The organism is Sulfitobacter indolifex, from assembly GCF_022788655.1.
Lineage (GTDB): Bacteria > Pseudomonadota > Alphaproteobacteria > Rhodobacterales > Rhodobacteraceae > Sulfitobacter > Sulfitobacter indolifex.
In genome coordinates, this window is record NZ_CP084951.1 from 306,713 (window position 1) to 328,203 (window position 21,491).

Genomic DNA, 21,491 nt, shown 5'->3' on the forward strand with positions numbered 1-21,491 from the left:
AACGCGAAACTCTGGGAGGAGAAACCATGAAAGTGATGACAAGACTTCTGGCGGCCACTGCGGTCGCAGGTATGGCGACTTCGGTGTCGGCTGCCGACATGACGATGAAGTTCGGCCACGTAGGCGCGCCGGGCTCTCTCTTTGAAGCCACGGCAGAAAACTTTGCTGATTGTGTCAACTCTTCGATGACGGACAAGGTCGAAATTCAGACCTTTGGGTCGTCCCAGTTGGGCAATGACAAGGAAATGCTGCAAAAGCTGAAACTGGCGCAGATGGACTTTTCGCTGCCGTCGTCGATCATGTCCTCGGTCGACGATTCCTTCGGTATTTTCGAAATGCCGTACATCATTACCAGCCGCGACCACATGCGGCGCGTGCAAGAAGAAATGATGGATGTGTTTCAGAAGGCCGCCAACGACAACGGCTATCACATCGTCGGATTGGCCGAGAACGGATTTCGCCACATCACCAACAACGTCCGGCCGATCAACGTTCCTGCCGATCTCGAAGGCGTCAAATTGCGCACGCCAAATGGTGTCTGGCGCTTGAAGATGTTCCAAGAATACGGCGCGAACCCGACGCCGATGGCATTTTCAGACGTGTTTACCGCGCTGCAGACCGGTGTGATCGACGGTCAGGAAAACCCCTACGCACAGATCGCTTCAGCCAAGTTCCAAGAGGTGCAAAAGTACCTCTCGATCACAGGTCATGTCTACACGCCGGCCTATATTCTGGCCTCCAAGAAAAAGTTCGACAGCCTACCGGAGGACGTACAGGCTGGGCTGACCGACTGCGCCAATCAGACGCAGGATTTTACCTATGAGACTGCGGCGGAGATGGAGAGCGTCCTGCTCAAGGAGATCGAGGATGCAGGCGTCGAAGTGAATACCGCAGACAAGGCCGCCTTCATCGAAGCGTCCAAGCCGATCTACAAACAGTTTGCTGACGAAGTCGATGGCGCGCAGGAGATGATCGACACCGTGCTGGGCTTGGGCCAGTCGGGCTGACCTTCGGGCGGGCGACCGGTCTTTCCTGTCGCCCGATCTTGCTTTTTTCAATGCTCATCCACCGCCTTGGCGCGCGCCCTGCGTGTGCTCTGTCGGGATGATGCCAACAGGTCCGGCCAAATGGAACATTTATCCTACCCCGTGTTGTCGCGTTTCAATCGGCTGGTCAGCCAGATCCTCGAATGGATTACCATCGGGTTGATGATACTGCTGACCGTGGTCGTCAGTGTAGCCGTGATCGCCCGGCTGATGGGCGAAAGTTTCTCTTGGTATGACGAAGTCGCGGCCATCATGTTGGCATGGATCACCTACTACGGCAGTGCACTTGCGGCCCTGCACCGGCGCCATATCGGTTTTGATACGGTGCTGCTTGCGCTGCCACAGGTCCTGCGGATCGCGGCGCTTCTGGCGGGCGAAGTGATCGTGCTGACGTTCTTTTTTCTGATGGCGCGCGCGGGATTTCAGGTGCTTGAGGTGCTGGCGGGTGACACGCTGGTCTCGCTCCGGTGGGTCCCGGTTCAATTCACGCAGTCGGTCATCCCGATTGGCGCCATGCTCTTCATGCTGGGGCAACTGCTCAGCCTGCCTGCCTATCTCAAGCTGACTTCTAACGGGATTTCGCTCGAACACGCAGAAATTGAGGAAGAAGTCGAAACCGAACTTGAAAAGAACAAGGATCGCGTCTGATGCTAATAGGTGCCATTTTCCTGGCGATGCTGCTGATGATCTGCATCAATATTCCGATTGCGGTCGCGCTTGCCATGTGCGGCGTGCTTGGCCTGCTTGCCACCGAAGGGTCGGGTAGTCTGGTGACCATCGCGCTCGACATGTACGACGGATCGACGAAGTTCTCGCTGATCGCAATCCCGATGTTTGTCCTTGCTGGTGCAATCATGAACGCCGGTGGCATCACCGACCGGCTGATCAACTTCGTATCTGCGATCATTGGATTTATCCGTGGCGGGCTGGCGATGGTCAACATCGGTGTGTCGCTGTTTTTCGCGGAAATTTCCGGCTCAGCTGTCGCAGACGTCGCGGCGATGGGTTCGATCCTGATCCCGCAGATGAAAAAGCGCGGCTACAGCAAGGAATTCTCGGCTGCTGTTACGTCTTCCTCGGCCTCGCTTGCCATCATTATTCCCCCCTCGATCCCGATGATCCTTTACGCGGCCTCGGCGAACACCTCCGTAGAACAGCTCTTCGTTGCGGGACTGGTGCCGGGCCTGCTGGGTGCTGGCGGTTTGATGTTCGTCGCTTATGTTTTCGCAAAGCGCTATAATTTTCCAACCGAAGACGCGTTCAAAATGGCGCGCCTGCGTGAAACCTTTGTCGAGGCATTGCCGGCGTTTACGCTGCCAGTGATCATCCTCGGCGGCATCTTTGGCGGCTATGTCACTGCGACCGAAGCCGCGGGGCTGGCTGTCATCGCGTCGCTCGCCGTGTCGGCTTGGTATGGCAACCTCAACATCCGCCATCTGCGCCGCGCTATGTTGGACGGTGGCATGCAGACGGCAGTCGTGATGCTTTTGGTTGCGGCTTCGGTACTCATGGGGGGCTTCCTGACCCGCGCGCAGATACCGCAGCAACTCGCTGAAAGCATCCTTTCGGTGACAACCCAGCAATGGGCGATCCTGCTGATCCTAAATTTCTTCTTCTTGATCATCGGCTTCTTTTTGCACTCCGCCGCTGCGATTATCCTCGTCATTCCAATTGTCATACCGCTGATTACGGCTGCGGGGATCGACCCGGTGCATTTCGGGTTGGTCGTGACCCTTAACCTCGCCATCGGCCAACAGACACCGCCAGTCGCATCTGTGCTGATCACCGCCTGTTCGGTGGCCCGCGCGAACATCTGGGAAGTGTCCAAGGTCAACATCTGGTTCGTCGGTGTGCTTTTGGCGGTACTGATGATCTGCACCTATGTCCCTGCCGTTCCAATGTTCCTTGTGGAGTATTTCTACCGATGAATTCTGAAACTCCCGATCTGTCTGAAGACCTCCGCGATGGGGTGCTCTGGATTACATTTGAGCGTCCGGAGGCTCGAAACGCGCTCACTTTTGCGATGTACGAACGCCTCGCCGCACTTTGCTCGGACTTGCCGACCGATGGCACGGTGCGCGCCGTGGTCATCTCCGGGGCAGGGGGCAAGGCCTTTGCAGCAGGCACCGATATGACCCAGTTCCGCGCTTTCGACACAGCACAAGACGCTTTGGATTATGAAAACCGGATCGATGCCGTTCTAGAGGCAGTGGAACGCTGCCGCGTGCCGACAATCGCCGCAATCAACGGCGCGTGCACCGGCGGCGGCGGTTCCATCGCGGCGGCCTGCGACATCCGGATCGCGTCGGCCAGTCTTAAATACGGCTTTCCCATCGCACGCACGCTTGGCAATTGCCTCGCAGCGGGCAACCTTGCGCGACTGTCCGAGCTGATTGGGGCAGGGCGGGTTCGTGAGCTCATATTCACGGCACGTCTGATCGAGGCGGACGAGGCGCTGCGTGTCGGGCTTGTCAGTGAAGTCCTGCCTGACGAAGCCAGCTTGATGGCGCGGGCGACTGCACTTGCTGACCACGTGGGGTCGATGGCCCCCCTGACCTTGCGCGCCACCAAGGAGGCCATGCGCCGCACCCGCGCGGCCACAAAAGTTGACGATTCCGACCTCATCACCATGTGCTACATGAGCGACGATTTCCGCACCGGCATTGAGGCTTTCTTGGGCAAGCGCAAACCTGAGTGGACCGGCAAATGAGCACCTCATCAGGACCGCTCAAGGGGCTCCGCGTTATCGAGCTGGCGCATATCATGGCAGGGCCGGTATGTGGCATGATGTTGGCCGATATGGGCGCCGACGTGATCAAGGTCGAAAAACCGACTGGGGACGACAGCCGAAGGTTTGTCCCTCCGGAAATCGGAGGCGAAGCGGCCGCTTACATGATGATGAACCGCAACAAACGCGGCATCGCCCTCAATCTCAAAGATCCCGAAGCGCTTGAGGTCCTACGCCGACTTCTGGCCGAAGCCGACGTGGTGATAGAGAACTACCGTAAAGGCACTATGGAAAAGCTGGGCCTCTCATACGAAGAGCTGGCAAAAGTGAATCCGCGTCTGATCTATTGTGAGATTTCGGGGTTCGGTCGCACTGGCCCCTACGCCGACCGCAGAGGCTTTGATCTGATTGCGCAAGGCATGGCTGGCCTGATGTCGATTACCGGAGAGGCACCCGGACGTCCGCCAGTAAAGGTCGCCGCGCCGATTTCTGATATCAACGCGGGCATCTTGGCGGCAATGGGAGTAAGCGCGGCCTATGCTAACGTGTTGCAGACAGGGCTCGGCCAGAAGGTAGACACCTCCCTGTTCGAGGCAGCGATCGTTCAAACTTACTGGCAGTCCGCAATCGCTTTTGCCACCGGCAAGAAGCCTGAGCCGCTTGGATCTGCGCATCCCCTTAACGCACCGTATCAGGCGTTCCAGACCAGCGACGGCTGGATAAATGTAGGGGCCGCAAATCAGAGCAACTGGGAGCGGTTTCTGGGGGTGATCGGCGCACCGGAGCTAAATGACGATGCCAGGTTCGCGTCGAATGCCGATCGCATACGCAATCTGCCTGCGCTGGTCGAAATCTTAAACGGATACCTTTCACAGGAGACAACCGAAACTTGGCTGGATCGCATGGAAAAGGCGGCGCTGCCGGCCGGACCGGTTAACGACATCCTGCAGATGCACGCGGATCCACAGGCACGGGCGCGCGACATGATCGTTGAATTGGATCACCCCACAGCCGGGAGAATTGAAACCTTGGGGCAGCCGGTGAAATTCAGCCGAACCCCCGGTAGCGTCGAACGCGCGTCTCCGCGACTGGGAGAGCATACAAGAGAAGTTTTGTCCGAACTCGGTTTCGACAGCGCAAAAATAGATGCCCTAATACAGTCAAAGGCAGTGGTTGCGGCCACTACATCATGCTGATCGCGGCGCGCGCGAAAGGACAGCCAATGGATGCGCGACCCTACGCTGCGAACCCGCATATCGATGAACACAAGACAGGAAAACCCCATGAACCTCAGCCTTGATCAGGCGCAAGCCATCATAAAAAATTGCCTTGAATGGCGCAAATCAAACGACCTGAAGCCATTGACGATCGCTGTTCTGGACAGCGGTGGGTATTTGGTGGCGCTGGCAAGAGAAGACGGAACCAGCAATTTGAGGCCGGATATCGCTCAAGGCAAAGCGCGGGGAGCAGTGGCAATGGGGTTGGGATCGCGGGCGCTTTTCGAAAGAGCTAAGGCGGAACCGTTTTTCATTCAGGCAATGAATGCGCTATCGAACGGCTCACTGGTGCCGGTTGCCGGTGGCGTCCTGATCAAAAAGGATGGTGTCATTTTGGGATCGGTTGGCATTACGGGAGATAATTCAGACAACGACGAGGCTTGCGCAATTTCAGCGATTGAGAAGGCAGGTTTTGTCGCTGACGGTGGATGATAGGTTGTCGGTCCACCCCGCATAGAGGGCGGAGCAGGGCCGGCCCGTCGACGATGGAAAAAGATCAAAAAAAAGTTTGCACAGACATCCACTTTCGCCGGTACAATTGTTGCTTACCTGATGTCTCAACCAGCATATAAGCCACCCTTGCCGCTTGAAATCCCCACCCGGTCTGTCAGATTGCCCGCGATATAATTAGGAATGGCAGAGGCTTTGATGAAGACAGGAACATTTGTAATCGGGGCGGCCTTGCTGGCCGTCGCCGGATGTACGGTACCCGCAACAGCGCCGCAGGGCGTCTCTACTCGGGTTGGCAATCTGCCGGAGTCTGTGGTGCGCCTTGCTGCGCCAAACCAAGATCTGACAACAGCGCGTTTGTTGCCCGAAGATGGTTGTTTTTGGTATCAGCATAATGGCCCGGTTGAAACGACACTCGTGCCGCTGCGCGCGGTGGGCGGCAATCCGATCTGCACCAGAAGCCAAGCCTAAAGAATTAAAGGGGACCGCTGTGAGGCGGTCCCCGTCTTTTGCCGCAGTTTAGCTACGTGCGACAACGCTTTCTTCTGCCGAATAGAGATAGGCCGTCGAGCCGGTCCGAACATTCGGGTAAAGTTGATTGATATGCGCCATAATCATCCGAACACAGCCCGAGCTTGCTCGGCCCCCGATGCTGCGGGCCTCAGGCGTGCCATGAATCCGCAGATATGTGTCGCGGTTGCCTTGGAATAGATAGAGCGCGCGTGAGCCGAGCGGGTTTTCTGGACCGGGGTTAACACCGTCTTGAAGGCCGGCATAAAGCTCGGGGTCGCGCTTGATCATATTCTGGGTGGGCGTCCAATGCGGCCATTCCACCTTGCGTTTGATGGTATAGGTGCCCGGCTCATAGAGGTTCCCACGCGCAATCGCGACGCCATAGCGCATCGCGGTGCCACCCTCTTCGATGTGGTAGACATAGCGGGCGACGGCATCCACATGCACATCGCCAACGCGCAGGCTGTCGTTTGCGACAACACGCTGCGGCAAAAAGCGAGGATGCACGCCCCACGGATTGCTTGTGGCCGGATCAAAACCCGCGGGAGTGACCTGCGCGTCCCAAGCAGCCTTTTCAGCACCTGTTGGACGGGTGCGCGCCATCAGCGGCGTGGCGATGGCACTCGAAAACAGCGCGGTGGTTGTCTGGATGAAATGTCGTCTTGTCAGCATGTATTCGCTCCGTAATTGCGTCACTGCCAAAAGGCAGAAGCATCTGCGTGTATGAAAGACTAACGGCCTGTCCCCGCTGTAGGTTCAAGGAAGAAGACACTTGCTAAAGAAATTGTGATTAAAACCACACGGTTTTGTGGGAAGTGCTGGGCCGGAAGAGAGTTTCGTTCGCTGGTCTAAGATAAACGAGCTGCCGCATTCAGTCGCGCCATGACCGATTTTGGAGGGCGGTACGGGAGAGCTGTGCGATCGTATATTCGGGCACTCGGCAAGGACCAACTGCGGGATCGCGGCCATGGCGTGGAGAGTGCCGACAGTGCCTCCTCAGATGGCGAATGGGCCTTTAATAATTAAACCTAAGTTAACTTTAGCCGGTCTCGGAACTGCGCTATTGTGCTGAAATGTTGACAAGCCCTCAGAGCGTAACGCTCGACGCCAGCCATTTCGAACTGATTGAGGCGATGACCGACGAGGTGGTCATTCTTGACGCCACAGGCAGGATTGTAGCCGTCAATACAGCATGGAAACTCTTCTGCGAAGAAAACGACGGGGACAGTGGGTCGCATTACATTGGGGCCAATTATTTCGACATCTGCACTGCGGCGGTGATGGATACTGTAGTACAGGCCGAAGCCGTCTTGGATGGACTTAAAAAAGCTTTGAAATCAGGTGCTTCCTATGAAGGGGAATACCCCTGCGATGGGCCGGGCGTGCGGCGTTGGTTTCAACTGAATGCCAACCGGATGACGATACAGGGTGCGCCTTGCTTGCTGCTTCAGCACCGCAACGTGACAACACGGCGCATGGCCCATGACGATATTGAACGGGCCCATGTGCAGGCCGAGACATTCGCAGCACTGGTCGCCACCACAGGCGAGGCGATCCTGACCTATGATCTGAATGGCCGCATCATCAGCTGGAACCCGGCCGCTGAGCATCTTTACGGCTATACTGAGCAAGAGGCATTGGGCCAATCGGTTGAGATGCTTTATCCGGCGGATTGGTCGACATCCATCTTTTCGTACCGAGATCAGATCATCGCCGGCGCTCTGCGTCAGTTTGATGCGGTGCGCATCGCCAAAGATGGCACAAAGCGTCATGTGACCATCGCCTGTACGCCGATCAGAACGCTGTCGGGGGACATCGTCTCAATCTCTAACATCCACCATGATGTGACGGCCACACGCAAGGCCGAGGAGGTACGCGATCTGGTGTCTCGGGAGGTCATTCACCGCGCAAAGAACATGCTGTCATTGGTCACGGCGATGCAGCGCCAAACTGCCAATTCCGCCACGTCGATGATAGAGTTCAACAAGTCCTTCGGAGACCGCATTCAGGCGCTGGCCCGTTCGACCGATTTGCTGGTCGATGGGGGGTGGTCGTCTGTCGATCTTGAACAACTGGTCCGGGCTCAGTTAGATCCCTTCTCGTTCGGGCAGGACGACGTGGTTCATGTGGCTGGCCCTTCTGTTTCATTGGGTCCGCAGGCTTTGCAATTGATCGGTATGGCGCTGCACGAGCTTGCGACCAATTCCACCAAATACGGTGTCATGAGCGATGGATGCGGACGTATCGAATGTCGCTGGTCGCACGAAGAGACGGGTGGATTGCGCTTTCAATGGCGGGAAACGGGGATCACGCTTGATCCTTCCCTTAACAAGGCGTCAGGCTTTGGCAGTAAAGTTCTTTCGGTGCTGGCGCCTGCCATGGTCGATGGGGCTGCAAAGACTGAAACCAGCGAAGATACACTGACCTGGACAGTCACGATCCCATCCGGCCATTTGGGCAACACTGCCTGAGATTGGTTGTGACAGCCGCGCCTGTCGTTGCGCGCGGTCTGTAGGCAATCTGTTCTCCTGTGTAACTAATTTCGCGATTTACGGAACTCTCCCACGCTGGAAACCTGTTTCTTCTTCAGGAGCGCTACCCCGAACGCGAGAATTGGAGAATATGATGGCCGATGGACATGGCAAGACCGCGACCCTGTACCGTATGGTGATGGAACAGCACCTCTGCCCCTACGGATTGAAATCGAAAGACCTGTTAGAACGGCAGGGCTATAACGTTGTTGACAATCACCTCACCACCCGTGAGCAGACAGACGCCTTCATGGCGAAAGAAGGGGTCGAAACCACGCCGCAGACCTTTATCGACGGTGCGCGGATCGGCGGGTACGAAGATCTACGCGTACACTTTGACTTAGATAAACCCAAAGATGAACAATCAGACACAAGCTATCAGCCGGTAATCGCGATCTTCGGTGTGGCTTTCCTAATGGCTCTGGGCCTGTCTTGGTACGCCTTCGGAAACATCCTTACGCTGCGCGCGTTTGAATGGTTCATCTCGATCTCGATGTGTTTCCTCGCTGTGCAAAAGCTGCAGGACATCGAGAGTTTTTCGACGATGTTTTTAAACTATGACCTGCTGGCGCAGCGTTGGGTACCCTATGGAAAGGTCTATCCATTTGGCGAGGCTTTGGCAGGTATCTTGATGACTGCAGGCGCGCTGACGTGGCTGTCGGCCCCTGTCGCACTCGTTATCGGCGGGATCGGCGCGGTGTCGGTGATCAAAGCGGTCTATATCGACAAGCGCGAGCTTAAGTGTGCCTGTGTCGGCGGGTCGAGCAATGTGCCGCTGGGGTTTGTCTCGCTTACCGAGAATGTCATGATGGTTGTCATGGGGATCTGGATGCTGATCAAGGTCTACGGCTGAGCGGTTCCAGGGTGATTTGGGGCGCAGGCGCAGGGTGCGATAAGGGGGGTATCTGGTCGGGCTGAGAGGATTCGAACCTCCGACCCCCTGCTCCCGAAGCAGGTGCGCTACCAGGCTGCGCTACAGCCCGACCGATGGGCGGCGCATAGCTGAGCTTAGCGGAATTGGCAATTGTTCAGCTAGATGGATTTGGCGTTATGCTGGGGGAAGCCGGGCGAAGATGGGGCGCTGCCCCAGCAGCCTCTGGCTGCTTCCCCGCGGGTATTTAAGAAAGGATGAAGCTGAGTGGGGCGGGGCATGAAAAACCCCGCCGCCTTTGTTAGAGGCTCGCGTCGAGCGCTTTGAGGATCGCGTCGCCCATTTCTTTGGTGGTGATGGGGGTGCCGTCTTCGGGGCCCATCAGGTCTGGGGTGCGGGCACCATCGGCGAGGGCTGTCTCGACTGCCTTTTCCAGACGGGCGGCTTCTTCGCCTTGATCGAAGGAGTAGCGCAGCGCCATGGCGAAGCTGAGGATGCAGGCGATTGGGTTGGCTTTGCCTTGGCCCGCGATGTCGGGCGCGGAACCGTGGACGGGCTCGTAAAGGGCTTTGGGGCGGCCATCGGCGTTGGGCGCGCCGAGGCTGGCGGAGGGCAGCATGCCGAGGCTGCCGGTTAGCATCGCGGCGCAATCGCTGAGGATGTCGCCAAAGAGGTTGTCGGTGACGATCACGTCGAACTGTTTAGGCGCGCGAACCAGCTGCATCGCGCCATTGTCGGCGTACATGTGGCTGAGTTCGATGTCGGGGTATTCGGCATCACGGACGCGCTGTGTGACTTCGCGCCAGAGAATGCCGCTTTCCATGACATTGGCTTTTTCCATCGAGCAGACCTTGCTGCTGCGGCGGCGGGCGAGCTCAAAGGCGGAGCGGGCGACGCGCTCGATCTCGCTTTCGGTGTAGCGCTGAGTGTTGATGCCGACGCGTTCGTTGCCTTCCTCAAAAATGCCGCGGGGTTCGCCGAAGTAAACGCCGGAGGTCAATTCGCGCACGATCATGATGTCGAGGCCGGCGACGATGTCTTTCTTCAGCGAAGAGAAATCGGCCAGCGCGTCAAAGCATTGTGCCGGGCGCAGGTTGGAAAAAAGGTCCATCTCTTTGCGCAGGCGCAGGAGGCCGCGTTCGGGTTTCACGGAGAAATCGAGATCGTCGTATTTCGGGCCGCCGACGGCGCCCAAGAGCACCGCATCGACTTCGAGGGCGCGAGCCATTGTGTCATCGTGCAGGGGTGTGCCGTGTTTGTCATAGGCCGCACCGCCGACCAAATCATGCTCTACGTCGAAGGCCAGATCGCGCTTTTCGCCGAACCAGTCGATGATGCGCGTGACCTGCGCCATGACCTCGGGGCCGATCCCGTCGCCGGGGAGGATGAGCAAGGATGGGTTGGCCATGGGAAACTCCTGAAAATACGGTTGCTGATGGGTAGCCTGCGGGTTCCGAAGGGTCAAGATAGCGGGGCTTAGCGGGTGAGATCGACCCAGACCAGCGCATGGCGGCTGGCGGTGTCGCCCTTGGGCCAGATCAGGCCTGCATCGACCACCTGCCAGTCGCGGGAGGGCAGTAGATAGTCGACGCGCATCGGGCCGGTTTGCGACCAGTTGACTGTGGGGTGGTCGGGCAGCGGGTCTTGTATGGAAGGGTGGGCCAGCAGGGTGGTGATGGCGTCGCCGCGCCCGTCACCGCGGGTTGGGTCAAGATTTGCATCGCCCAGTAGGATGAAGGGATGTGTCGGCGGGGTGCCGATCTCTCCGGCAAGGTGGTGGACCCAGAAGGCGGTTTCGTCGTGGTTGCGGCGGCCGTTGCGGTCTTCGGGGCCGTCGAAGACAGGCGGGGTGGCATGGTAGGTCAGCAGGGTGATGGAGCCATCCGGCAATTCAATAGGCAGCGACCAATGGCTGTTGGACGACAGGCGTTGTGTGGCATGGGCCTTGGCTCCGGCGAAGGGCGTGCCGTCGATCATTGGGTAGAGAGAGCTGGGGAGGTCGCGCCAGATGAGGGTGCTGAAGTCCTGCAGGTCTTCTGTCAGGATCGGGTGGCGCGAGAGGATCGCCATGGCGCCTTGGCCAAAGAAGCGGCCATAGCCATGGGCGTCGCGCGGGCCGCCGAGCTTGCCGTCACCGTTCAGGTCGACACCGCTCTGACGGCCTGCGTTGGGTGGCGCGGCAAAGCGGTAGGGGTAGGGCGCGCCTGCGGCGGTGAGGGCATCGGCGAGGGCAGTGAGGGCGCTGAGTTCGAGATCGTAGTCGATGCCTTGCAGCACGATGATGTCGGGATTGGCGGCGGAGATGGTTTGCACCACCGAAGATACGCTTGGATCATCGCCGCGCAGGATGTCGCGCAGCAGAAGGCCCGGACCTTTGCGCGAAAGCTCGGTGTTGAAGGTCGCGATGCGCAGCGGCTCGGCCTGTGCGATACTGGCCAGCAGCACCAGCGCTGGCAGCAGTAGGCGGATCAGGCGGCCTGCATATGCGCTTCGGCGTAGGCGCGGCGGCGTTTGTCGTGGATCATCTCGGCCACGCGCCCCATGGCGATGCCCCGCATGATCATACTGGCCGGAAGGAAAGCCCATGCGCTTATTGTCCAGATCATGGTTTGCGGATTGCTCAGTGAGATCGGATCTAACAGATCGGCCGTGGCTTTGACCACTGCGGGAATGATGAAGGGCAACAGAAAGCCAAGTGCGATGTTGATCCGCGCATCGCGTTGAAGGCGGAAGAGCACGTCGCCTCCGGCGGTCGGATCGAAGAGCGGCAGGTTTACCCAGACGTTAAATGCGCCTTGGCGTGCGGGCCAGCCCATGACGCGCACCAGCACTACAAAGGTCGTCAATGCGATGAGCGAGACAAGATAGGCCAGCCCCGCCGCTGTGCGGATCAGGTTGACGGCTTCATACGGCGCGTCACTGGGCATCATCAGCACTACCAAGCGTACCGGAGAATAGGGGAAGTCGAGTGCATTGCCCAAGATAGTGCCGAGCGATGTTAGTGCGCCCGTCAGCAGCGTAGGGGCCACTTGGCCCCGTGCGATAAGTGACAGCACGAGGATGGTGAAAAGCAGGCTTATAAACCGCAGCCGATTGAAAGGCGGCGCATCGCGAAATTCGACAATGCTGGGCTGGCGGGAGTTGTATTCCATAAAGGTCAGGATCGCTGCGATACAGGCCAGCAACACGGTGATCTGGCTCGATTCCGCATCGGCCCCCGGCAAAAGGAGCGCAGGTGTGGCGATCAATAGCGCCACCAATAGGCCACGCGTTGCCGCGCCTGTCATACGTCCGATCACTGCTCTGCCCTTCCAAACTGGCCAGACGCGATACATTGCCGCGTGCTTGTCCCAACTTGATGGCCCCGGTTGCTGGGGCTTGCCTCATTCTTGTCCAATTTTTGCCTTCTTTCTGCGGACGCCTCAAGGCTTCGCGTGAAGAAGAGCAGGATACTGGGGTATTTTGAGGGAAGGGGTGGTGCGTTCTTGCATCAATTCCATGGCGGATTGATGGCGGGCCGCAACATCTTGTGGGCGTTCGAATTACGCCCACAAGTTGAGTTTAGAAGTGAGCGATTAAACCCAAGGGCGGCTCTGGCTGAGAGAATCCTCATAGCTGTCTATCGCCGTGCCCTTTTCGAGCGTCAGGCCGATATCATCCAAGCCGTTGAGCAGGCAGTGCTTTTTGAAAGCGTCCACTTCAAAGGGGAATTTCTCTCCGTCGGAGGTCGTTACGGTCTGACCTTCGAGATCGATGGTCATCCGCGCGTTGGAGCCTTTTTCGGCGTCTTTCATCAGTACATCGACCTGTTCTTGCGGCAAGGCGATGGGCAGGATGCCGTTCTTGAAGCAGTTGTTGTGAAAGATATCGGCAAAGCTGGGCGCGATGACGCAGCGGATGCCGAAATCTTTGATCGCCCAAGGCGCGTGTTCGCGCGAAGAGCCACAGCCGAAGTTGTCGCCCGCCACGAGGATCTGTGCGTCGCGGTACTGCGGCTGGTTCAGCACGAAATCGGGGATCTCATTGCCTTCGCGGTCATAACGCATCTCGTCGAATAGGTTCACACCAAGGCCAGAGCGTTTGATCGTCTTGAGGAACACTTTGGGGATGATCATGTCGGTGTCGATGTTCACCAGCGGCATGGGGGCCGCGGTGCCGGTGACTTCTGTAAATTTTTCCATCGGGTTGTCCTTTGGTCTCGCCGGAACTCTACCGCCGCGCGGCGCGTTTCAGGCTATTGGGTATCAAGAGGGCATGGCATGTCGTACCAAACCGGCACGAAGGTGGAATGGGACTGGGGCAATGGCACCGGGACCGGCAAGATCGTCAAGAAATACACGCAGAAGATCACGCTGAAGCTGCAAGGCAGCGATGTGACCCGCAAAGCGTCTGATGACGAACCAGCCTATAAGATCGAGCAAGACGACGGCGCGGAAGTGCTGAAGTCTGGCAGCGAGCTGCGCAAAGCCAACTGAGGCGCGCGCAACCCGCCGGGTATCCATTCCCCGGTCGCTCACGCCAATTCGCGCACGTCGGTCAAGTGGCCGGTCAGCGCTGCCGCTGCGGCCATGCCGGGGGACACAAGATGTGTGCGCCCTTTATAGCCCTGACGGCCCTCGAAGTTGCGGTTTGACGTGGCCGCACAGCGTTCGCCGGGGGCAAGCTGGTCGGGGTTCATCGCCAAACACATTGAACAACCCGCAAGGCGCCATTCAAAACCGGCCTCGCGGAAGATATCTGCCAGCCCTTCTTCCTCGGCCTGCGCACGGACAAGGCCCGAGCCCGGCACGACCATGGCCCGCAGACCGTCTTTGATCTTTTTGCCTTTCAGCACCGCGGCGGCGGCACGCAGGTCTTCGATGCGACCATTGGTGCAGGAGCCGATAAAGACCGTGTCGATCTGAATGTCGGTGAGTTTCTGGCCGGGGGTCAGGTCCATATACTCAAGCGCGCGTTTCACCGCGTAGACCTTGCCGCCTTTGAAATCTTCGGGCGCAGGGACCACGGACGTGATCGGCAGCACGTCTTCGGGCGAGGTGCCCCATGTGACGACTGGTGCGATGTCTTCGCCCTTCAGCGTGACGACCTTGTCGAAATGCGCATCATCGTCGGAGTAGAGCGTTTTCCACCAGTCCATCGCCGCTTCCCATTGCGCGCCTTTCGGAGCGTGGGGGCGGCCTTTGCAATACTCAAAGGTCTTTTCATCCGGCGCGATGAGGCCTGCGCGTGCGCCGCCTTCGATCGCCATGTTGCAGACGGTCATGCGGCCTTCCATCGACAGGTCGCGGATCGCTTCGCCGCAATATTCGATAACATAGCCGGTGCCGCCCGCCGTACCCGTGGCACCGATGACCGACAGGGTGATGTCTTTGGCCGTGACGCCGGGGCGCAGCTTGCCAGTGACTTCGACCTTCATGTTTTTGCCCTTGCGCTGGATCAGCGTTTGGGTGGCAAGAACGTGCTCAACCTCGGAGGTGCCGATGCCATGCGCCAGTGCGCCAAAAGCGCCGTGGGTCGCGGTGTGGCTGTCGCCGCAGACGACGGTCATGCCGGGCAAGGTCCAGCCCTGCTCCGGCCCGACGATATGCACGATGCCCTGACGGATGTCCGACACCGGGTAGTAATGCACGCCGAACTCGCGCGCGTTCTTATCAAGGGCGGAAACCTGAATACGGCTGTCTTCGGTCATCGCCTCGGGGTCTTCGCGGCCTTCGGTGGTCGGCACGTTGTGATCCGGCACGGCAATCGTCTTGTCCGGCGCACGGACGGTGCGGCCCGACATGCGCAGCCCTTCAAAGGCCTGCGGGCTGGTCACTTCGTGGACCAGATGGCGGTCGATATAAAGCAAGCAGGTGCCGTCATCGGCTTCGTGGACGACATGAGCGTCCCAGATTTTATCGTAAAGCGTCTTGGGGGACATGATGGTCCTCTCCCGTGGTTTGGAATGGCTAAGGGTGTGGCTAAAGGTCGGCTTAAGCCCGAGCAAGAACGCTATGCGTCGCTCCGAAGAAGCGTTCGCGCAGTCGCGCACGGTCGCAAAGGTCAAACACCAGTATCATGGGCCAAGGGATATAGAGCCTTGGCGAGTCTCGCAAGGTGGCATCGCAAGACCTGCGCGGCACAGGTTTTCTTGCTCTAGGGGGGAGGCTGTGCGACCGTGATCTTCCCAAGTTACAAAGGCCGCGCATGATCCCCGAGACACACCCGTTTTCGAATTTCCTCATCTCGCTGCGGGCTCTGTTCGATGGGGTGCTGGGCTTTGGCGAAAGCGTCTTGAACCCCGGCTGGCGGCAGAACCAAATTTTGATCTTACTTGCTCTGGTGGCGCTGGCGTGGATTTTGCACCGGGTCACAGGCACGATGCTGCAAAACTGGGTCCGCTCCCGTGAGGGATGGTCGAAGTGGCAGCTTCGGGGGGTGGTGCAGGTCAAGCGGCGGCTGGGGCTGATCTGGTTCGCAGTGCTGGCGGGACTTTTGTATCAAGTGATGCAGAATGTTACATGGCCGTCGCGCTCTTATCTCATTGGCCTGGCGGCGACCTTGGCGGCGATCTATGTCGGCATCGCTTTTGCCGCGCGTCTGGTGCGCAACCGCCCGCTGCGGCGCATGGTGACATGGGGGCTGTGGATCTACGCCACGCTCTACATGCTGAATGTCGCTGACGATGTGGCGGTGTTTCTGGATGGTGTCGCGCTGACTATTGGTGAATTCCGCCTCTCGGTGATGACTGTTCTGACCGCGCTGGTCGTGGTGGGCGCGCTGCTGACAATGGCGCGTCTGGTCAGCACGACAACCGCCGCGACGATCCGCAAGAACGAAGACATCAGCCCCTCCATGCAGGTGCTGGCGGTGAAGGGGGTGCAGATCCTGCTTTACGGGTTGGCGTTCTTCATCGGCGTGCGGGCCGTGGGGATCGACCTTACTGGGCTTGCGGTACTGTCGGGTGCGATCGGTGTGGGTCTTGGTTTTGGTCTGCAAAAGGTGGTGTCGAACCTCGTCTCGGGCGTGATCATCCTGCTGGATAAATCAATCAAGCCCGGCGATGTGATCAGTCTGGGCGAGACCTTCGGCTGGATCCAAACGCTCGGCGCGCGCTATGCCTCTGTGGTGACGCGGGACGGCAAAGAATACCTGATCCCGAACGAAGACCTCATCACCGGGCAGGTGGTGAACTGGTCACATTCCAATGATTTCGTGCGCCTCGATATCTATTTCGGCACGGCCTATGCCGACGATCCCCATGTGGTGCGCAAACTGGCGGTTGAGGCGGCCAAGAGCGTCGACCGTGTGCTGAGCTATAAGGCGCCTGTCTGTCACATCGTCGGCTTTGGCGATTCGTCGGTGAACTACATCCTGCGCTTTTGGATCAAGGATCCGACCGGCGGGCTGACCAACATTCGCGGCAATGTCTATCTGGCGCTTTGGGACGCGTTCAAGGAAAACGACATTTCCATCCCCTTCCCGCAGCGCGAGGTGAAGGTCATCGAAGACAGTCAGTTGGCCCTTTTGCGTGCCTCGGCCGCGCGGAATATGCCCGACTAAGCGGGGATTTGCGCCACGGTTAACGCTGGAAGCACGCGATCCATTGAAAAATGCCCCTTGGGTCGCTAAATTGGGGCTGCTCGGCACCGGGGCAAGCGTTCAGCATTGGCGGTGCATTACGAAGGAGGACAATGTCCTGTCTCTTAACGTTGACGCAGCGCAGGCTGCTGACCATGGGGCCGCAATGACTGCCGCCTCGCATATCGCAACCAGCGACGACCTGCTGGCGCTTATCCTTTCCTCGTTGAATGACGACAAGGCCGAAGACATCGTGCAGATTGATCTGCGCGGCAAAACGGCCATCGGCGACTATATGGTGATCTGCTCGGGCCGCTCCACGCGGCAAGTTTCGGCGATCGCGGAAAAGCTGGCACAGGCCGTCAAAGACGCCACCGGACGTACGTCCAAAATGGAAGGCCGCGAAACCGGCGACTGGGTCTTGATCGACACAGGCGATGTTGTTGTGCATGTCTTCCGCCCCGAAGTCCGCGAGTTTTACCAACTCGAAAAGATGTGGCTGGGCGGCGAAGACGCGGCCGCGGTCATGCCGCACTGATCCCGCTTTTGCGGGACTAAGCCATGCGGGTACATATCTGCGCCATGGGCCGGCTTCGCGCCGGTCCCGAAAAATCTCTTGTAGATGACTATCTCACCCGGTTTGACCGGACCGGGCGCGGTCTGGGCCTTGGCCCTGCGCGTGTGGTTGAGATGGAAGACAAAAAGGGCGGTGGCATGGCTGCCGAAGCCGTCCTGTTACAGCGCGCGATCCCGCAGGGTGCGGTGATCTGCGTGTTGGATGAGCGCGGCAAAGTCGAAACCTCCCCCGCTTTTGCCGAACGGCTTGGCACTTGGCGTGATGCCGGGCGGGGGGATTTGGCCTTTGTCATCGGTGGGGCGGATGGCATTGACCCCAGCCTGCGTGTGCAGGCGGATCATGCGCTGTCTTTTGGCAAGATGGTCTGGCCGCATATGCTGGTGCGGGTCATGCTGGCCGAACAGCTCTACCGTGCCGCGGCGATCCTATCGGGCGGGCCTTACCACCGGGTGTGACCTCGGCGTGAATTAGCGCAGCGGAACCGTGACAACGTCCGAAGACCAACCATCCATACTATCGCGCGCCTGAATGCTCACCTCGGTTACCCCGTCGGGAATGCGCACGCCGGATAGCGAGCGGGTGAACGGCTGCTCTTCGATATGGGGGTGCGCCAGATTGCGCGTGCCCAAAGGTTCCCCATCAGGGCCAAGGACACGCCAAGCATCTGCATAATGCTCCCAACCGCTGTCGTTATGGCGGACGGTTACGTCAAACTTCCAAAGTTCACCAAGCTGCTCAACCGTGACATTCACAATCGACGGCGGATCGGCCAGGGCCGGCGTGGCAAAGGCCAGCGAGGCGAGGATGAGGCTGCGTTTGAACATGTGGGACCACCTAAAATACCAGACTGAATATAGCGTGTTTGCTGGCGGTTCCAAGGTGGGCGAATGCGATGACCTCACAATTCACCGTGATGCCGCGAATTGGTGGTGCAATTGCACAAGCGGCGCGGCAAACTGGTCAAACCCGCGCCACAAAGCCTATGCTGCGCGGTAAGAGGAGGATCGCGATGGACATGCCAACACCAAATGCCGGGATCATTGCGCGCAAGGCGCGAATCGTTGCGCGGCTGCGCGCGGTCTTGCCGCAGGCCGCCGTGATCGACGATGTACATGAGACGCGGGCCTATGAATGTGACGCGCTGACCGCCTATAAATGTCCGCCCCTTGCCGTGACCCTGCCTGCCAGCACCGAAGAAGTCTCGACCGTTCTGCGCATCTGCCATGAGGAAGGCGTTCCCGTCGTGCCGCGCGGGTCGGGCACATCGCTTGCCGGTGGGGCGCTGCCTACCGCCGATAGCGTGGTGCTGGGCGTGGCGCGGATGGCCGAGGTGCTTGAGGTCGATTATGACAACCGCCTCATGCGGGTGCAAACCGGGCGCACCAATCTCAGCGTGACCGGCGCGGTGGAGGAGGATGGGTTTTTCTACGCGCCTGACCCCTCCAGCCAGTTGGCCTGCGCCATCGCGGGCAATATCGCGATGAACTCCGGCGGGGCGCATTGTCTGAAATACGGGGTCACCACGAACAATCTGCTGGGCGTCACGATGGTGATGATGGATGGCGAAGTGGTCGAGATCGGCGGCGGCTATATGGATGCGGGCGGGCTTGATCTGCTGGGGGTGATCTGCGGCTCTGAGGGGCAGTTGGGCGTCGTGACAGAGGCAACGCTGCGCATCCTACCCAAGCCCGAAGGCGCGCGGCCCGTATTGATGGGGTTTGACGACAACGCCGTGGCGGGGGCCTGCGTCAGTGACATCATTAAGGCGGGGGTTCTGCCCGTCGCCATCGAATTCATGGACCGCCCCTGTATTGAGGCGACCGAAGCCTTCGCCCATGCGGGATACCCAATGTGCGAGGCACTGCTGATCGTTGAGGTTGAAGGTTCAGACGCCGAGATTGACCACCAGCTTCAGCTCATCAAAGAGATCGCGCAGCGGCACAACCCGGTGGAACTGCGCGAAAGCACAAGTGCCGAGGAAAGCGCCGCCATCTGGCTCGGGCGCAAGTCGGCCTTTGGCGCGATGGGGCAGATCAACGATTACATGTGCCTTGATGGCACGATCCCGGTGACCGAATTGCCGATGGTGCTGCGGCGTATCGGTGAGATGTCGGACAGCTATGGCCTCAAGGTCGGCAACGTCTTCCATGCAGGTGACGGGAATATGCACCCGTTGATCCTGTTTGACGCCAACAAGCCCGGTGATCTGGAAAAATGCGAAGCCTTTGGCGCGGATATCCTGCGGCTTTGTGTTGAGGTCGGCGGCTGTCTGACCGGAGAGCATGGCGTCGGCATCGAAAAGCGCGATCTGATGCATGTGCAATACGCCCCGGCGGATCTGGAGGCGCAGTTGGCCGTGAAGGACGTGTTCGACCCGGCGTGGTTGCTCAACCCCGCCAAGGTCTTTCCATTGGATGTCACAGAAGGGCGGCGCGGGCGCGGCGTGTCGGTGGCCGCGTGAGGGTCGCCAGCGAATCCGAATTGGTTGAGGCGATCCGCAGCGCAGCGGGGCCGCTGTCTTTGCGCGGGGGGAATACACGGGGCATGGCCGGGCCGGGTACGGCACTGTCACTGGCTGGACTGCGTGGGATCACCCTTTACGAGCCGGGCGCGCTGACGCTTGTCGCGCAGGCGGGCACGCCAGTGGCAGAGATTGAAGCGACCCTCGCCGCCGAAGGCCAGCGGCTGGCCTTCGAGCCGATGGACCACCGCGCCTTGATGGGAACGACCGGAGAGCCGACGATCGGCGGGGTCTTTGCCGCCAACGTCAGCGGACCGCGACGGCTTGCCGTCGGCGCTGCGCGAGATTTCCTGTTGGGTGTGCGCTTTGTCGATGGGCAGGGGAACGTCATCAAGAACGGGGGCCGGGTGATGAAAAACGTCACCGGCTATGATCTGGTGAAGTTGCTGGCCGGATCGCGCGGGACATTGGGCGCGCTGACCGAAGTCTCGCTTAAGGTTTTGCCCGAACCGGAAACCAGCGCGACGCTTGTGCTTTCTGATCTCTACGACCCCGCAGCCATCGCCGCCATGGCACAGGCGATGCGCAGCCCTTTCGAGGTCACCGCAGCCGCCCATGACCCGGCACAGCGCCGGACGTATCTACGGTTGGAGGGGTTTGAGGCCTCAGTCACTTACCGCATCGGGCGGCTGAAGGATTTGCTGGCGGCAACCGGTGCCGCGCTTGAGAGCCTCGCGGCGGAGCCCTCCATCACGCTCTGGCGCGACCTGCGTGATGTAGCGGCCTTTCATGGGGCGCAGGGGGATGTCTGGCGGGTGCATTGCCGTCCGACGGAGGCACCGGCGCTGGCGGCAAAGGCCGGAGCGGAGGCGCATCTTTATGATTGGGCCGGGGGGCTGATCAGGTTGCGCATGGCCCCCGGCACGGACCTGCGTGCCCGGTTGGGCCGCTATGACGGTCACGCGACGCTCTTGCGGGCCGATGAGGCGGCGCAGGCTCTGCCCCGGCAGGAACCCGAAGCACCGGGCGTGGCGCGGTTGACGGCGGGGCTCAGGGCCAAGTTCGACCCACGCGGCATTTTCAACGCCGAAGCCTTGGCGCTGTCCCCATGACATTAGCGCTGGTCTTTCTCATCGTTTTTCTGATCGGCCCGTTCCTGTTCAAAGCGCTGATCGCCATGCCACCCTCCCTGCGGGCCATCCGTGCCTTGGGGGCCGTGGTTCTGGCCGCTTTTCTGATCGCCATCGGCCTGCGCTACGGCCTCTTGCGCTATTGGACCGACAGCCTGTGGTTGCTGGGGGCCGCTGCCCTCGCGCTCTGGTCCGCTTGGATCGCGGTGATCGCGCTGGTGGTCCAAGCGCTTCGCCGCGCTGACCCGCGCCCCGCCGTGCACCGGTGGAGCGGGGTTCTTGGGGCCGTGGGCACCACGGTTCCCTGGTTTGGCCTCGTCCTCGCGAACCTCATGCGCAGCACATAA

Annotated in this window: 23 protein-coding genes and 1 tRNA gene; 16 read left to right on the top strand and 8 right to left on the bottom strand. The window is 59.5% G+C overall.

Going from position 1 to position 21,491, the window contains the following annotated elements; all coding sequences use genetic code 11:
* Nucleotides 1-26: 26 nt before the first annotated feature.
* The 7 genes from DSM14862_RS01445 to DSM14862_RS01475 all read left to right on the top strand — a co-directional run bounded on the left by DSM14862_RS01445 (nt 27) and on the right by DSM14862_RS01475 (nt 5,972).
* The gene (locus DSM14862_RS01445; RefSeq protein WP_007118624.1) at nt 27-1,007 is read left to right on the top strand and encodes a TRAP transporter substrate-binding protein; all 981 of its coding nucleotides are present in this window, start codon (nt 27-29) and stop codon (nt 1,005-1,007) included.
* Nucleotides 1,008-1,127: 120 nt separating this feature from the next.
* Nucleotides 1,128-1,694: a TRAP transporter small permease gene (locus DSM14862_RS01450; protein ID WP_007118625.1), complete on the top strand. Its 567-nt coding sequence runs from the start codon at nt 1,128-1,130 to the stop codon at nt 1,692-1,694.
* On the top strand, nt 1,694-2,974 hold the full coding sequence (locus DSM14862_RS01455; RefSeq protein WP_007118626.1) for a TRAP transporter large permease: 1,281 nt from the start codon (nt 1,694-1,696) through the stop codon (nt 2,972-2,974). Before DSM14862_RS01450 ends, DSM14862_RS01455 begins: the two co-directional genes overlap by 1 nt.
* A complete protein-coding gene (locus DSM14862_RS01460; RefSeq protein WP_007118627.1) occupies nt 2,971-3,756 on the top strand; it encodes an enoyl-CoA hydratase/isomerase family protein in 786 nt (261 codons plus the stop codon). Before DSM14862_RS01455 ends, DSM14862_RS01460 begins: the two co-directional genes overlap by 4 nt.
* Before the next feature lie 53 nt (nt 3,757-3,809).
* Nucleotides 3,810-4,970 carry a CaiB/BaiF CoA transferase family protein gene (locus DSM14862_RS01465; protein WP_243254298.1) on the top strand — a complete coding sequence of 387 codons (1,161 nt, stop codon included), beginning with the start codon at nt 3,810-3,812 and terminating at the stop codon, nt 4,968-4,970.
* Nucleotides 4,971-5,057: 87 nt separating this feature from the next.
* The gene (locus DSM14862_RS01470) at nt 5,058-5,483 is read left to right on the top strand and encodes a GlcG/HbpS family heme-binding protein (protein WP_040700439.1); all 426 of its coding nucleotides are present in this window, start codon (nt 5,058-5,060) and stop codon (nt 5,481-5,483) included.
* Nucleotides 5,484-5,699: 216 nt separating this feature from the next.
* The gene (locus tag DSM14862_RS01475) at nt 5,700-5,972 is read left to right on the top strand and encodes a hypothetical protein (RefSeq protein ID WP_040700808.1); all 273 of its coding nucleotides are present in this window, start codon (nt 5,700-5,702) and stop codon (nt 5,970-5,972) included.
* Between the two features lie 48 nt (nt 5,973-6,020).
* Here DSM14862_RS01475 and DSM14862_RS01480 read toward each other — a convergent pair whose 3' ends face one another.
* Entirely contained in the window at nt 6,021-6,686 is a 666-nt protein-coding gene (locus tag DSM14862_RS01480; protein ID WP_007118631.1) for a L,D-transpeptidase, read from the bottom strand.
* Between the two features lie 401 nt (nt 6,687-7,087).
* On the opposite strand from DSM14862_RS01480, the gene DSM14862_RS01485 reads away from it, so the two are divergent.
* Nucleotides 7,088-8,485 carry a sensor histidine kinase gene (locus tag DSM14862_RS01485; protein WP_007118632.1) on the top strand — a complete coding sequence of 466 codons (1,398 nt, stop codon included), beginning with the start codon at nt 7,088-7,090 and terminating at the stop codon, nt 8,483-8,485.
* A 151-nt stretch (nt 8,486-8,636) separates the two neighbouring features.
* Entirely contained in the window at nt 8,637-9,398 is a 762-nt protein-coding gene (locus DSM14862_RS01490) for a MauE/DoxX family redox-associated membrane protein (RefSeq protein ID WP_007118633.1), read from the top strand.
* Between the two features lie 53 nt (nt 9,399-9,451).
* On the opposite strand, the gene DSM14862_RS01495 is transcribed toward DSM14862_RS01490, so the two are convergent.
* The 5 genes from DSM14862_RS01495 to leuD all read right to left on the bottom strand — a co-directional run bounded on the left by DSM14862_RS01495 (nt 9,452) and on the right by leuD (nt 13,597).
* Nucleotides 9,452-9,528, bottom strand: a tRNA-Pro gene (locus DSM14862_RS01495).
* Between the two features lie 189 nt (nt 9,529-9,717).
* Nucleotides 9,718-10,824 (bottom strand): 3-isopropylmalate dehydrogenase, encoded by a 1,107-nt coding sequence (leuB, locus tag DSM14862_RS01500; protein ID WP_007118634.1) that lies wholly within the window; start codon nt 10,822-10,824, stop codon nt 9,718-9,720.
* Nucleotides 10,825-10,892: 68 nt separating this feature from the next.
* Nucleotides 10,893-11,861 carry an endonuclease/exonuclease/phosphatase family protein gene (locus tag DSM14862_RS01505; protein ID WP_007118635.1) on the bottom strand — a complete coding sequence of 323 codons (969 nt, stop codon included), beginning with the start codon at nt 11,859-11,861 and terminating at the stop codon, nt 10,893-10,895.
* A gap of 23 nt (nt 11,862-11,884) precedes the next feature.
* The gene (locus DSM14862_RS01510) at nt 11,885-12,715 is read right to left on the bottom strand and encodes a hypothetical protein (protein ID WP_040700441.1); all 831 of its coding nucleotides are present in this window, start codon (nt 12,713-12,715) and stop codon (nt 11,885-11,887) included.
* A 276-nt stretch (nt 12,716-12,991) separates the two neighbouring features.
* Nucleotides 12,992-13,597 carry a 3-isopropylmalate dehydratase small subunit gene (leuD, locus tag DSM14862_RS01515; protein WP_007118637.1) on the bottom strand — a complete coding sequence of 202 codons (606 nt, stop codon included), beginning with the start codon at nt 13,595-13,597 and terminating at the stop codon, nt 12,992-12,994.
* 78 nt (nt 13,598-13,675) lie between these two features.
* Between leuD and DSM14862_RS01520 the strand changes: the two genes are divergently transcribed.
* Nucleotides 13,676-13,891, top strand: a complete 216-nt coding sequence (locus DSM14862_RS01520; RefSeq protein ID WP_007118638.1) for a hypervirulence associated TUDOR domain-containing protein — start codon at nt 13,676-13,678, stop codon at nt 13,889-13,891.
* Nucleotides 13,892-13,929: 38 nt separating this feature from the next.
* Here the strand turns inward: DSM14862_RS01520 and leuC are convergent, their stop codons facing one another.
* A complete protein-coding gene (gene leuC, locus DSM14862_RS01525) occupies nt 13,930-15,336 on the bottom strand; it encodes a 3-isopropylmalate dehydratase large subunit (protein ID WP_007118639.1) in 1,407 nt (468 codons plus the stop codon).
* Nucleotides 15,337-15,602: 266 nt separating this feature from the next.
* Here leuC and DSM14862_RS01530 point away from each other — a divergent pair, with 266 nt between their 5' ends.
* The 3 genes from DSM14862_RS01530 (at nt 15,603) to rlmH (ending at nt 18,008) form a co-directional block, all read left to right on the top strand.
* Nucleotides 15,603-16,958: a mechanosensitive ion channel family protein gene (locus DSM14862_RS01530; RefSeq protein WP_007118640.1), complete on the top strand. Its 1,356-nt coding sequence runs from the start codon at nt 15,603-15,605 to the stop codon at nt 16,956-16,958.
* A 184-nt stretch (nt 16,959-17,142) separates the two neighbouring features.
* Complete coding sequence (gene rsfS, locus DSM14862_RS01535; RefSeq protein WP_040700811.1) at nt 17,143-17,514, top strand: ribosome silencing factor; 372 nt, start codon at nt 17,143-17,145, stop codon at nt 17,512-17,514.
* A gap of 23 nt (nt 17,515-17,537) precedes the next feature.
* Nucleotides 17,538-18,008, top strand: coding sequence for a 23S rRNA (pseudouridine(1915)-N(3))-methyltransferase RlmH (gene rlmH, locus DSM14862_RS01540; protein ID WP_007118642.1), 471 nt, complete (start codon nt 17,538-17,540; stop codon nt 18,006-18,008).
* 12 nt (nt 18,009-18,020) lie between these two features.
* Here rlmH and DSM14862_RS01545 read toward each other — a convergent pair whose 3' ends face one another.
* Nucleotides 18,021-18,377: a hypothetical protein gene (locus DSM14862_RS01545; RefSeq protein ID WP_007118643.1), complete on the bottom strand. Its 357-nt coding sequence runs from the start codon at nt 18,375-18,377 to the stop codon at nt 18,021-18,023.
* Between the two features lie 185 nt (nt 18,378-18,562).
* Between DSM14862_RS01545 and DSM14862_RS01550 the strand changes: the two genes are divergently transcribed.
* From DSM14862_RS01550 to DSM14862_RS01560, 3 genes are read left to right on the top strand one after another with little or no spacing between them, the layout of a single operon-like run.
* Nucleotides 18,563-20,014, top strand: coding sequence for an FAD-linked oxidase C-terminal domain-containing protein (locus tag DSM14862_RS01550; protein ID WP_007118645.1), 1,452 nt, complete (start codon nt 18,563-18,565; stop codon nt 20,012-20,014).
* The gene (locus DSM14862_RS01555) at nt 20,011-21,126 is read left to right on the top strand and encodes an FAD-binding protein (RefSeq protein ID WP_007118646.1); all 1,116 of its coding nucleotides are present in this window, start codon (nt 20,011-20,013) and stop codon (nt 21,124-21,126) included. The genes DSM14862_RS01550 and DSM14862_RS01555 overlap by 4 nt, the downstream gene beginning before the upstream one ends.
* Nucleotides 21,123-21,491 (top strand): hypothetical protein, encoded by a 369-nt coding sequence (locus DSM14862_RS01560; RefSeq protein ID WP_007118647.1) that lies wholly within the window; start codon nt 21,123-21,125, stop codon nt 21,489-21,491. Before DSM14862_RS01555 ends, DSM14862_RS01560 begins: the two co-directional genes overlap by 4 nt.

What these genes read in the sequence shown, in the direction of transcription:
- DSM14862_RS01445 (WP_007118624.1), top strand. Translation starts at nt 27, where the DNA reads ATGAAAGTGATGACAAGACTTCTGGCGGCCACTGCGGTCGCAGGTATG.
- DSM14862_RS01450 (WP_007118625.1), top strand. Translation starts at nt 1,128, where the DNA reads ATGGAACATTTATCCTACCCCGTGTTGTCGCGTTTCAATCGGCTGGTC.
- DSM14862_RS01455 (WP_007118626.1), top strand. Translation starts at nt 1,694, where the DNA reads ATGCTAATAGGTGCCATTTTCCTGGCGATGCTGCTGATGATCTGCATC.
- DSM14862_RS01460 (WP_007118627.1), top strand. Translation starts at nt 2,971, where the DNA reads ATGAATTCTGAAACTCCCGATCTGTCTGAAGACCTCCGCGATGGGGTG.
- DSM14862_RS01465 (WP_243254298.1), top strand. Translation starts at nt 3,810, where the DNA reads ATGGCAGGGCCGGTATGTGGCATGATGTTGGCCGATATGGGCGCCGAC.
- DSM14862_RS01470 (WP_040700439.1), top strand. Translation starts at nt 5,058, where the DNA reads ATGAACCTCAGCCTTGATCAGGCGCAAGCCATCATAAAAAATTGCCTT.
- DSM14862_RS01475 (WP_040700808.1), top strand. Translation starts at nt 5,700, where the DNA reads ATGAAGACAGGAACATTTGTAATCGGGGCGGCCTTGCTGGCCGTCGCC.
- DSM14862_RS01480 (WP_007118631.1), bottom strand. Translation starts at nt 6,686, where the DNA reads ATGCTGACAAGACGACATTTCATCCAGACAACCACCGCGCTGTTTTCG.
- DSM14862_RS01485 (WP_007118632.1), top strand. Translation starts at nt 7,088, where the DNA reads ATGTTGACAAGCCCTCAGAGCGTAACGCTCGACGCCAGCCATTTCGAA.
- DSM14862_RS01490 (WP_007118633.1), top strand. Translation starts at nt 8,637, where the DNA reads ATGATGGCCGATGGACATGGCAAGACCGCGACCCTGTACCGTATGGTG.
- leuB (WP_007118634.1), bottom strand. Translation starts at nt 10,824, where the DNA reads ATGGCCAACCCATCCTTGCTCATCCTCCCCGGCGACGGGATCGGCCCC.
- leuD (WP_007118637.1), bottom strand. Translation starts at nt 13,597, where the DNA reads ATGGAAAAATTTACAGAAGTCACCGGCACCGCGGCCCCCATGCCGCTG.
- DSM14862_RS01520 (WP_007118638.1), top strand. Translation starts at nt 13,676, where the DNA reads ATGTCGTACCAAACCGGCACGAAGGTGGAATGGGACTGGGGCAATGGC.
- leuC (WP_007118639.1), bottom strand. Translation starts at nt 15,336, where the DNA reads ATGTCCCCCAAGACGCTTTACGATAAAATCTGGGACGCTCATGTCGTC.
- DSM14862_RS01530 (WP_007118640.1), top strand. Translation starts at nt 15,603, where the DNA reads ATGATCCCCGAGACACACCCGTTTTCGAATTTCCTCATCTCGCTGCGG.
- rsfS (WP_040700811.1), top strand. Translation starts at nt 17,143, where the DNA reads ATGACTGCCGCCTCGCATATCGCAACCAGCGACGACCTGCTGGCGCTT.
- rlmH (WP_007118642.1), top strand. Translation starts at nt 17,538, where the DNA reads ATGCGGGTACATATCTGCGCCATGGGCCGGCTTCGCGCCGGTCCCGAA.
- DSM14862_RS01545 (WP_007118643.1), bottom strand. Translation starts at nt 18,377, where the DNA reads ATGTTCAAACGCAGCCTCATCCTCGCCTCGCTGGCCTTTGCCACGCCG.
- DSM14862_RS01550 (WP_007118645.1), top strand. Translation starts at nt 18,563, where the DNA reads ATGGACATGCCAACACCAAATGCCGGGATCATTGCGCGCAAGGCGCGA.
- DSM14862_RS01560 (WP_007118647.1), top strand. Translation starts at nt 21,123, where the DNA reads ATGACATTAGCGCTGGTCTTTCTCATCGTTTTTCTGATCGGCCCGTTC.